Genomic DNA, 8,280 nt, shown 5'->3' on the forward strand with positions numbered 1-8,280 from the left:
ATACTCAAACCTATTTTAAATTAAACTGCTAAAATTATATAAATTTATGGTTTGAATAAAATAGTCATAGCTTTTGAGTTTGGTTTTAAATAAGTTTTACTATAATAATACATTAGAAATATGGCAATGTGGTTCACATTATCGAGATAAATAAAAAATTTAGGAGCATCAAAAGCTCCTTTTTTAATTATAGTTCTCTTTCACAACTTCCACGGCCTTAATTGCTGAAAGCGATACAATTACATCAGAAATATCAATTTTTTCATCCATATTCACAGTAAAAATTGCTGTATTCTCAGGTTGATTTTTATCTATTTGTGTTATTTTTATCAACTTTTGATTAAATACTTCATATGTTGCCAAAAGTCCTTTAGCATAATTTTTATCTTCCAAGAATTTTACTTCAAATTTTAAAAGTTTTGTTTTTTTTACAATTTTAGGCTCAAATTTTTTAAATATTACTATTATTACAAGCATAAATACTATTGCTGGAATTGCCAGATTATAAAATCCCCATCCTATTCCAAGTCCTGCACAGCCTGTTGCCCATATTCCAGCGGCAGTTGTCATACCTCCAACAGTTTCACCCTTTTCTTTCATTATGCTTCCTGCACCTAGAAATCCTATTCCGCTTACAACTTGAGCACCTAGTCTTCCCAAGTCTGTTTTTATAACCCCAGTTAATTTTAAATTTACGCTAGCAAGTTCCAAAATATTAAGTCTCAACTGATCCTGTACCATAGAAATAACCGCCGCTCCAAAACATACCAATATATGCGTTCTAAATCCTGCAGGCTTATTGTCTTTTTCACGTGTATATCCAACAATTCCTCCAAATACAACTGCCAGCAGCAACCTAAGAGAAACAACTTCTACAGTTAATTTATTTACAAAGCTATTTTTAAAAAGTTCATTCGTTATTTCTATAAAATTAATCATTATGCATCGTCTCCTTTTTATTTTTTACTAAAAATAATATTTGCAATGTTAAACAAAGAATTAAACTCAATATCCAAAAAACTCTTCTCTTTTTTATTCTTTTTTCAATATTCTTTGCCTTCTTTATATCTTTCTCATCCTTTAGTTTGCTTTGTGGCAGTTCATAAGTATATTTATGCCAATTTGACAATTCTCTATCCGTCCCAAACTTATCTACAAAAAATTTAGGATTTTTTAAACTTAATTTTTTTAAATTAAATTTTCTCATTATTTCTTCTTTTGTCAAATGATATTTCGTTTCATTTGAAGTTACATAAAAATATCCCGAATGTTTATTTACATATTCTTTCACTGCCAATTCATCTCCATTTGGTGGATTACTAGCATAAGCTGGACTTTCTTTTACAAGTTCATCAAAAGAGTAAACATATCCTATCCACACATCTCCTTTTTTCATCAATCCTTTCACATACGCTCTTCCTACATCATCCTGCTCTTCCCCGCCAAAATTAATATTGAATAATAAGTCATTTCTATCTTTAACAATCGAATCAATTGTATTAAATATCAGTCTTCTATAAATTTTTTTATTGTGCAAAGACAAACTCATATTTTCAGTTATTGGAAATCTATAAAAATGCCAAATCGTAATCCACAATAAAATTATATTTACTCCTATGAATACTTTTTTCATAATATCCCTCCTAAAAAATATGCAACAATTTCTATTTAAAATAAAAATAGAAGATTATTATGTTATTTAACAACACAATGATTCTTACATATTTTGACTTCAATTTTAAATGAATTATTTATACTTTTCTTTTATTCTTATAAATATTATACCTTTTTTATGAAAAAAAGAACAGCAAAACCTAAGTTCTACTGTCCTCTCTTTTTATTCTACATTTTATCTTCGTTCTAGTAAATAGCTCTGAATCCTATTCCAGCTCTTACGTTCTTACCTTTAGTGTCATATCCTCCATTTACTGTCACTCCGAATCTTGTGTTGTCCACTCCGATATTCAAGTCAAACTTACCGTTTCCTTTTCTATCGTCTTTTTCTCCTCTGATTCCGAACCAGTCTGCTGAAGTATATCTAACTCTTCCTTTGTTGTTTACATCTCCAACTTTTCCTAGTTCATTCTCATAAGCTGCAGTCAATCCTACTGATAAGTTAGTTCTTACTGCTAGTGGCTGAACAAATTTAAATTCCATTCCTACTTCTGGTTTAACAGAGAAGTAATCGTTTCCTTTAACTTCTAGTCTCATTTCCCCTCTGTCTTCCTTGATGCTGTTAAATCTTCCGTATTCCATCTTCAATGCCCCGTAAGGACGGAAATGTGTTCTTTCGCTTAATCTTATGTCGTATCCTAAGTCTGTTTTTAAAGCCGCTCCATAAGAATTGTAGTTAGATTTAGCTTCAAATATATCGTCTACAACAAGGTATCTACGTTTCATTTCGTTTATACCTGCAAACACGTCTCCACCAATTGTCCATTGTAATGATCCGTTATGATCGCTGCTAGGTGACATCTTTTTGAATACCCCTAATTTAATCATAGTTTGGTTTTCTTTTGATTTACCAATATCTTTGAACTTGAATCTGTTATTTACAACCCCTGCATACCATCCGTCAGAGTTACCCATCTTAATTTTTTCATCTTCGTGAACATAAGCCACTCCAGTAACATTACTTGTATAGTCAATAATTCCTGCAGTATCTGTGCTGTATTCATCTCTCATACCAAATACTTTGATTTTGTTATTTTGTTTAGATGGATTTCTCCAGTCTCTTTGAAGGTGATTTAACTCTTTATCCAGCAAGTTTCCTGTAGAGTTAATTCTTTGTTGAACATTTCCGTATTGGTGTCCCATCATTTCATCAAAAGCTTGATATAACAAGACTTCTTCGTTATTTCCTATTCCATTTAATTTTTGGAATAATTGATTTTCTCTTGAACCTAAGGCTTCCACACCATATCTTTGTTCCAGCCCGTCAGCAAAGTTAAATGTATCAGTGCTATTTACTGGCGACTCCTCTCTTCCTGTCCATTCTGTGTACGGAATTTTAGCCATATATAGACTTGTTATTACTCCGTTTGAATCCAATGTTGGAGTCGCTATCCATCCTATTGAGCCTGAATAAACATTCCACTTGATATTTGGATTGTTTAACATTGCTATTCTATATGGATTTATTATGTTAGGATCATTTACTAAAATGTATTTGCTAGTTGTTGATTCTGCAGCTTCAGATCCAATAATTAAATCTGCTTCACTTGTCAAATTTTGCAATCCGTCTATTGATTTTGTATAGTTAACTCCTGAAGTATTTATATATAATCCAATGCTAGAAGCTGATACAGATATTGGATTTTTTGCCATTGTATTTACAACTACTGGTGTTTGAGGTACTCCATTCACAGTAATTGTGGCAGTTGGGACTCCCGCAGGTGCATCAATTTTTACTCCTCCTACTCCCTTTCCTGTTGCAGGCACTGTATATTCATAAATTGTATCTTCATCTTTTGTGCTTCCATTTACTTTTATAGTTCCGTAGTTTTCCACTGTTCCACCTTTTAAGTAAACTCCCACACCGTTTTTTGCATTTATGTCGATAGTCGCACCTTTATTATTTATCAATTTTGAATTTTTTCCAAGATATACTCCAACTGTATTTGTGTAAGTCCCTGAACCTGTTGTAATTGAGTTATTGTTTATTGCAGTTGCTCCATTATCAGCATAGATACCTGTTGTATTACTTGCGTTCAACACAATATTTCCGTCATTTGTCGCTGTACTTCCCGCACCACTTGCATACATACCGATACTATGTTTTCCGTTTACATTAATTGTTCCTTTATTTATTATGTTACCTGTATCAGTTGTTTCATATCCTGCACCCATACCTATTGAGTAGAGAGGAGCCAGATTACCACTACTGTCAACAGCTGAAATATCTGATTCTCCTACTGTGATTGTTCCATTGTTTGTTGCAGTTCCACCTTTAATACTGTAAACTGCCACATTTCCTGAACCACTTGAAAAATCAATGTTTCCATTATTTGTTACTGTTCCAGCTGAATAAATACCGTAATTTTGTCCTCCTGTAGAAGCTATATTTGTAGAATTTGTTACTGTTCCTGATGTATCACTTGAATACACATATACATTCTTATCTCCTAGTCCTACATTTGAAATTTTAGAATTTATTGTATTTCCTGTCCCAACATTTACAAATCCAAATGAATTGTTCCCTATATTAAATGCAGTTCCACTATTTGTAACAGTCTGTCCGCTTCCTACTGTGTAAACTCCAACTGCCTCGTCTGTTCCTGTTGTTATTGTTCCACCTGTCAAATTTACATTTCCATTTTGAGAATATATTCCAATTGCTGCATTTCCTATCTTCAAGTTACCTGAATTTTCTGCATTATATCCATAAATTCCAATTGTATTATTTCCAGAATCTATTGTTCCAGTATTTTCAAGTGTTACAGTATTATGCTCAGTGTAAAGTGCAACGTTAGGGCTAGTAATTGAAGCTGAATCTCCCAATGTTATTGTTCCACTGTTCTTGGCTGTATATCCTGGTGTTCCAGTTGCATATATTGCCGTATTTCTATCACCTGTCATAGTGATTTTTCCTGTATTTTCCAGTATTACTCCTGAAGAAAGTGCCGCATCTGGTTTGTAAGAAATTGCAACCGAATCATTTCCTGCTGATTCTATTAATCCTGGATTGTTTATTGCCTGTGTTGTAGAACCTTCTGAATACAATCCTGTTGAATTAGAACCTATTGTAATCTTACCTGCATTTTCAATCAATGAATCCTCAGTTCCATAGATAGCTGTTGACTTATCACCTATTGTCATAACCCCTGCTGCTTTGTTGTATAGTTCTCCAAACTTAGCATACATTCCAGTAGAACCTGCACCACTTAAATTAATTGTTCCTTCATTTGATAATGTAACCTTATTTCTTGCATACAGACCCTTGTTATTTTCCTGAGCCATTGCAACCTGATTAGCCTGTGTTCCTGTAATAGTCTTAGTATTTGCATTCGTTATTGACGAATTTGAAATTTCAAGCTGATTGAATGCATCATTGGCATCATCCAAGTTTACATCCTGATTAATTGTAAGGTTGCTTAAGTACAGCATAAATGTCTTATAGTCAGTTCCATTTATATGTGCTCCTGTAGCTTTTGAGACAGCATCTCCTGTTGTATCAGACAAGTCCATTCCAACATTTTGAGCAATAAATAATCTTGACCCCTGCTTCATATCTAGCGTAAGATTCCCTAAAGTTGTATTTGTTCCATCTCCAAAATTATTTTTTGCCCATCCTTCAATTTGAGTTTTTCCAAAGTTACCACCATTTCCTACATAATAAAAGGCATTTCCTCTGGTATTAGGAGTAGTTCCGCCTTCAATAGTCGCATTCATCTTTCCATCTATGGCAACTTTTCCTGAACCATCTTCACCAAGATAGAATAGTAATGATTTTTGCCCTGTAGTTGCTGTTCCTGTCCCTTTTAATGTAATCTTACCTTTATCAGCATCATAGTTTACTGCTCCCTCATATGCTTTTACAGTGTGGTCTCCAACTTCCAGTGTGGCATTTTCACCTGAATATACCCCAATTGATTCTGCTTCTTTTACATTAGCGTCCACATTTATACTGTTTGTACCGCTGCTTATAAGTTTTGAATTTTTACCAGCAACAATACCATAAGAACCCTTTTTAACTTTATTTCCTGAGCCATCTAAATATTCATACACTCCAGCAGAACCACCTGCACCATCATTTACTTTTACAGTTCCTGTAGATGTAGTTGTTACATCAGCAGTATTAGTTGAATTATCTCCAATAACTAATCCTGTAACTCCATTCCCTTCAGCTGTAGTAGTTCCACCATAATTTAATGTACCATTTGTAATCAATACACCTGTTGAATTATCACCTTTTACACTAATATCACTTGTTGCAGCAAGTGTTCCCGATGGGTTACCAGTTCCTTTAGTCATATATACACCAACATTAGTTGCTGTTCCTGTTCCCTTCAACTCGATTTTTCCTGAGTTATTAAGCTGTCCACCACTAGTTGCCATTCCAATTCCATTAATGATTGTATTACCGCTTATTGTTTTACCTGCATTATTTACAACATCTGCATTTATTCCAACCATTCCTATTGATGAATCGCCATCTAAAGTGATTGTTCCGTTATTTATTGCTTTAGGTGTCCCGGGTGCATCTGTTGATACTGAGCCTTTACCTACTCTCATAGCTATATTTTGTCTTTTTTCAGTACTGCTGACATTAATTGTTCCAGCTGCATCATTTGTTATATCATCAGCGGCATTCGTAATCAAAACCATACCGGTATTACCTTTACCACCAGAAACATTTATTATTCCATTATTTTTTACTCTTCCTTGATATGCTCTTATTGAAGTAGCATTGCTATAATTAGAATCTTCTATAACTGCTATTCCTGATGACAATGAATTTACTGGATTATTCTTAGAATCAACTCCTGCATCCCCACTTACATTAAGTATTCCAGTATTTTCCATCGTACTATTAGGTGCTACACGTGAAGACCATTTCATACCATAGCTCGCTGTACCGCCTATATTCATCTTATTTGTATTTGTAACTTCTACAAGTGAAGGTGAACCAGGAGCATAAACTTGAATTCCTATTGATTTTTCACCACCAAAATCAATTGTTCCATTATTTGTTAATACATATTTACTATTAACTCTTCTATCGTCATTCTCATAAGTTAATATCATACCAATTTTATATCCTGTATATCCAGCAGCAGTTCTATTTACATCAACAGTTGTCCCACCTAGTAATGGTGCAAGAGTTAATGGTGCAGAAGCTCCTTTGGCTAATCCACCGATATTTGCAAGCGTCGTTTCAGAAGCATCTGTTATTGTTCCTGTATTAACCATTTCTCTTTTACTTCCATTTGGCCCGTAATATGTATCTGTTTGAACTTCAAATCCCACTGTCAAAGGCCCAACCAAATTAACTGTTGCCTTGTTATCAAGTTTAACATCTGTATTTGCTGGTGCATTATCCATTGTAGCTGCCCGAGAACCACCAACTAAAAAATTTTGTGCATTATATCCTCTTCCCGCATTTCTTTCAGATTGCTTTTGAGTTTCATTAAGCGGATTTTCTGAATTAACTGTTAAATTAGTTGTTAAATTGTAATTTGTTTCTGTATCAAAGTATGATTTTAATAAAACACTTCCTGTATTAGTCCAAGAATGTCTTAATGACGGATAGCCGTCTCTAAGTCTTCCTTTAGTACCAGGAGCATTAGCTAAAACCGAAAAAGCATTAAGATCAAAATCATAATTATAAGCTCCACCATTTACGCTACTTCCACAATCTGCCATATAATCAAACTAAATGTACTATATTTGCATTTAACACACATCTAAACTTCCCTCTTTTTCGGATATATTATAGTGGCACGAAGCGTTTTTACGCCGGTGGTGCACCCTATCTGCTAGGAAGAATTGTGCGCTTGCGCTAATGGCGCATGCCCCATCAGGGAATCATCATGCTCCCCTGAGTGCAACATGACGAGATGATACATCTGATTTTACCAATTTATCTATTATATGCAATACATCATCATTATTTTTCTCAGCTTTTTTGCTTTGCGACTCATTTCGCTTTCGTTTTCTATCCGCAACGAGAAACGCCTCCTCAAAAAAGGTGGTAAACAATACGGCAAGTTCAATTCTCTCTTGCTCACCTTGGCACACATCGCCTTCTATTTCGGTGCGCTCTATGAGGCCTACAGCAAAGACATGGAGATGAACTCTCTCTCGTGGATGGGTGCTGGGGTGATGCTCTTTGCCTACGTCATGCTTTTTTATGTGATGTACAAATTGCGAGATGTGTGGACGGTGAAACTCTACATCGTGCCCAACCAGCGCATTGAGCGCAGTCTGCTCTTTAGAACGGTGCGTCATCCCAACTATTTCCTCAACATCATGCCCGAACTCATCGGCGTGGCTTTGCTCTGCAACGCATGGTACACCCTCTGCATCGGATTTCCCCTCTATGTGGTCTTGCTCATCGTGCGCATCCGCCAAGAGGAGGCTGCTATGAAAGAACTTTTCGCAGCTGCAAACGTTAGACATTAGAGGGTCGCAGACCCGTTTTAGACGTTAGACATTAGACGTTAGACGTTAGACATTAGACGTTAGACATTAGACGTTAGAGGGTCGCAGACCCGTTTTAGACGTTAGAAAATAGACATTAGCATAAAAGGCTCGCGCAGTTGTATTTTTTCTGCACGA

General features: G+C 35.0%; 4 protein-coding genes. 1 reads left to right on the forward strand and 3 read right to left on the reverse strand.

Going from position 1 to position 8,280, the window contains the following annotated elements:
* Positions 1-183: 183 nt before the first annotated feature.
* The 3 genes from Q0370_RS08165 to Q0370_RS08175 form a co-directional block, all read right to left on the reverse strand.
* Positions 184-939, reverse strand: a complete 756-nt coding sequence (locus Q0370_RS08165) for an MgtC/SapB family protein (RefSeq protein ID WP_299574458.1) — start codon at positions 937-939, stop codon at positions 184-186.
* Entirely contained in the window at positions 932-1,633 is a 702-nt protein-coding gene (locus Q0370_RS08170; protein WP_299574461.1) for a hypothetical protein, read from the reverse strand. The genes Q0370_RS08165 and Q0370_RS08170 overlap by 8 nt, the downstream gene beginning before the upstream one ends.
* Before the next feature lie 227 nt (positions 1,634-1,860).
* A complete protein-coding gene (locus Q0370_RS08175) occupies positions 1,861-7,365 on the reverse strand; it encodes an autotransporter domain-containing protein (protein WP_299574464.1) in 5,505 nt (1,834 codons plus the stop codon).
* A gap of 228 nt (positions 7,366-7,593) precedes the next feature.
* Between Q0370_RS08175 and Q0370_RS08180 the strand changes: the two genes are divergently transcribed.
* A complete protein-coding gene (locus tag Q0370_RS08180) occupies positions 7,594-8,124 on the forward strand; it encodes an isoprenylcysteine carboxyl methyltransferase family protein (protein ID WP_299574467.1) in 531 nt (176 codons plus the stop codon).
* Positions 8,125-8,280 lie beyond the last annotated feature (156 nt).

The sequence above is a fragment of the uncultured Leptotrichia sp. genome (genome assembly GCF_938036635.1).
In the GTDB taxonomy this organism is placed as follows: Bacteria; Fusobacteriota; Fusobacteriia; order Fusobacteriales; family Leptotrichiaceae; genus Leptotrichia; species Leptotrichia hongkongensis.

Excerpts from the sequence above, each read along its gene's own strand:
- Q0370_RS08170 (WP_299574461.1), bottom strand. The coding sequence starts at position 1,633 with ATGAAAAAAGTATTCATAGGAGTAAATATAATTTTATTGTGGATTACG.
- Q0370_RS08180 (WP_299574467.1), top strand. The coding sequence starts at position 7,594 with ATGCAATACATCATCATTATTTTTCTCAGCTTTTTTGCTTTGCGACTC.
- Q0370_RS08175 (WP_299574464.1), bottom strand. The coding sequence starts at position 7,365 with ATGGCAGATTGTGGAAGTAGCGTAAATGGTGGAGCTTATAATTATGAT.
- Q0370_RS08165 (WP_299574458.1), bottom strand. The coding sequence starts at position 939 with ATGATTAATTTTATAGAAATAACGAATGAACTTTTTAAAAATAGCTTT.